This is a genomic window from Arthrobacter sp. Hiyo1 (genome assembly GCF_001263615.2).
Lineage (GTDB): Bacteria > Actinomycetota > Actinomycetes > Actinomycetales > Micrococcaceae > Arthrobacter.
This window is the reverse complement of record NZ_DF952470.1, coordinates 81,154-84,293: the sequence shown is the minus strand read 5'-3', so window position 1 is coordinate 84,293 and position 3,140 is coordinate 81,154. Positions and strand designations below refer to the sequence as shown.

Annotated in this window: 3 protein-coding genes; 1 reads left to right on the top strand and 2 read right to left on the bottom strand. The window is 64.9% G+C overall.

Annotated elements, in window-relative coordinates:
- Positions 1-1,108 (bottom strand): amidohydrolase (locus tag AHiyo1_RS09340; protein ID WP_059388384.1); only part of this gene is annotated, 1,108 nt, incomplete at its 3' end.
- Positions 1,105-2,535, bottom strand: a complete 1,431-nt coding sequence (locus tag AHiyo1_RS09335; protein ID WP_059388383.1) for an MFS transporter — start codon at positions 2,533-2,535, stop codon at positions 1,105-1,107. The genes AHiyo1_RS09335 and AHiyo1_RS09340, both read right to left, overlap by 4 nt.
- A gap of 147 nt (positions 2,536-2,682) precedes the next feature.
- Between AHiyo1_RS09335 and AHiyo1_RS09330 the strand changes: the two genes are divergently transcribed.
- Positions 2,683-3,140 (top strand): Lrp/AsnC family transcriptional regulator (locus AHiyo1_RS09330; protein WP_148667527.1); only part of this gene is annotated, 458 nt, incomplete at its 3' end.

Genomic DNA, 3,140 nt, shown 5'->3' with positions numbered 1-3,140 from the left:
CGGAGGCCGACGAGCCGTGGGCAGCGAACTCGGCGGTGTGGTGGGCGGCCCCGCCGACGTCGTAGCCGAGCAGCGGATGGATGCTCGGGACCAGTTGCGAGACGTTGCCCATATCTGTGGAAGCTACTGGATCTTCGTTGAACTCAACAGCCCTCCCCCGGGTGGACATTGCTGTCCGGTACGCCTCGGAAAGGTACCGGTCCTGCCTGAGTTCAGCGTAGGCATTGCCCGTGGGGGTGACCTTGAGCGTGCTTCCGCTGGCAAGTGCACCCGCTTCCAGGCAGCGCCGCACGCGTTCCTCGATGACGCGAAGATTCTTGATGCTGGGTGAGCGCATTTCGACGCTCGCCCGTGCCCGCTCGGGTATGACGTTGACGGCGCTCCCGCCTTCGGTCACGATCAGCGAAACAACCGAGCCGGGCGGAAGTTGCTGCCGGGCCAAGGCAATCGCCGTCTGTGCGATCACGAGGGCGTCGAGGGCATTGACACCCTCTGACGGAGCGGCGGCGGCATGCGCAGGCCGCCCTTCATAAAGCACGTCCCACATACCCATGGCCAAGGATGAGCCGCCGACGACGTCCTCGGCACCGGCATGGGCCATCATCGCCAGAGACACGTCCTCGAAGAAGCCCTCACCAATGAGATCGACCTTGCCGCCATTTGTCTCTTCCGCAGGAGTGCCGAGGACCTTGACGGTGATCCCGAGCTCGTCGGCGACGGAAGCGAGCGCGAGTGCCGCCCCCACGGCGCAGGCGGCGTTCACATTGTGTCCGCAGGCATGCCCGATGGTCGGCAAGGCGTCGTATTCGACGCACAGCGCGACCACCAGCTCACCCGTCCCGAACCTCGCGCTGAAAGAAGCCGGGAGCACAGGCTGCGGATCGTCAAAGCTGAAGCCCGCGCTCCGGAGCAGCCGGCTAACCCGCTTGGCGGCCCGGAACTCCTGCCCGCTGAGCTCGGGATCGGCGTGGATCGCGTGGCTCAGGCCGAGGATTTCCGGCTCCCAGCGTTCCAGCGCTGCGGAGATGGAGCGCCCGACGGCGGCCGAAGAGGTCGTGACGGGCGTTGCGGTTTCGAGGGAGGCGGCTTTCAGAGCCGCGGCTTTCATACGGCGACCCCTGCAGTTGTCGCCGCGGCTTTGCGCTTCGGGTAGCGGGCGGCAGCTGCCGCGGCGACCAAGGCCGCGATGGCCAGGGCAATCCAGATCGACAGGAGCCCGCCCTCGCTGATGTGCCCGGACTGGACTGAAGACGAGGAGATGAGCTTCACGACGGCGGCGCCCACCGCGATGCCAACGGACAGCGCCAGTTCGTTGAGGCCGGCCGCCGTCGAAGTTTCCTCCAGCGGAACGCCCTCAACAGACAGTGCCCGGGTTCCTGCCTGATACATGCCAAGGCTCAAGTTGAACATGGCGAATCCGGTGCAGTAGCCGGCCAGGGAGCCGTGCGCAGCCGCCATGACCAGGAAGCCGCCCGCCAGGAGGAGACCGGCGAACACCAGGGTGGCCCGTTCGCCAAACAGACTGAGCGCCTTTGAGGTCAGAAGCGAGGAGAACAGCGAGAGCACCGATGCGGCAGCCAGGACGATTGCGATGATGAGGGGGCTCAGCGCGAAGCCGTAGCCGGTCTTGTCCGGGTTTGAGTACAGGAAGATCCCGTTGGTGCCGAAGTAGCTGATGGAGGCAAAGCCGAAGAAGAAGGTGGCCAGCGAGACCGTCCGGATCCGCGGGATGGCAAGCATCCGCAGGTCCATGAAGCGCTTCCCGTTGACGCGTCGAGCGTCCAGGACCACCCAATAAGCCAACAGCGCGAGTCCGATGATTCCGGATCCCAGGGTCTTGGCATCCAACCAGCCCCAGTCCGGGCCCATCGAAAGCGCCACCACGAAGCCGATGAGTCCCAGGGAACATGCCATGAGCGGCACCAGGGCGAGTCCCTCGCCCGTGGGGGTTCCGGCGTCGGGCAGGACGAAGGAGCAAAGCAGCCCGGCAACCGCGAACGGCACCGCAACCCAGAAACCGAGGGTGGGATCGTCGACGCCGATGATCCCGGCAAGCAGGCCGCCTGCGCCGACCATGATCATGAGCATGCCGATCATCACGCTGACCCCGGTGCGGGTCTGCGCCGGGCTGCTCACGCGCAGGATGCCCATCATTAGAGGGATGAAACCAACCACGCACGTGAGCATGACGACGCCGATCGTCACCGTCCACAGCGACGGCCACATCGCCATCATGACGACGCCGGCCGCGACTACAGCCGTCGACCAGCGGAGGACGAGCCTATAGCCGTAGCTGTCGCCGAGCCGCGAGATGATCGGCGTGAGCACCGCGAAACTCACGTTCGAGATGAGGAAAATACCGTTGATGGTGGGGTCGTCGATCGAAAAGGCCGGCCCCAAGGCGGGGAGGATGGGGTTCAGGTATCCCTGGGTGACTCCGCTGAGGGATTCGATCAGGGCCATCGCCACGATCATGCCGGTGATCGTCCGGCGGGCGACGGCCGCAGTCGCCGGAGGTGCTGTCTTGCTTGCCATGTGCTTCCTTGAGTGTTGGGGGGCTTCGTTGCCTGGGTCTTCGGATGCGAGCGGGTGATGCGAGTCACAACGTTAGGTCCGCCGTCTACACTGGCTAGGAATTTGTTTGAAATCATCTGAGAACCGCGAATTTTGAAGGAATCAGCCATGATCTCCGAAACTGACCTTGAAATCGTCAATGCCCTTCAGATCAATCCCCGTGCCGACTGGAGCCGCGTGGGGGATGTCCTGGGCTTGTCCGGGCCAACCGTCGCGCGCCGCTGGAACTCTCTTGCGGAGCAGGGACTGGCATGGATCACCCCGGCCCCGGGTCCGCGCTACCTGAGCGCGGGGTGGTCTGCGTTCATCAGCCTTTCGTCGCTGCCAAGCGAGAACGAAGCCCTGGTCCACAAGCTGTGCGCGGAGCCGGCCTTCGGCACCGTTTCGCTGGTGTCCGGCTCGCACGATCTCTTCATCGACTGCTTCGCCTCAAGCCACGAAGAGCTCATGGAGATCGTCACCGGCTCTTTTGCAGGCCTCCCCGGAGTGACCCACCGGGAGGTCGTTTTCGTCACCAAGCTGTACCGGCAGGCCTCCGACTGGCGCAGCGGCACCTCGAACCGGCG

What these genes read in the sequence shown, in the direction of transcription:
- AHiyo1_RS09335 (WP_059388383.1), bottom strand. Translation starts at nt 2,535, where the DNA reads ATGGCAAGCAAGACAGCACCTCCGGCGACTGCGGCCGTCGCCCGCCGG.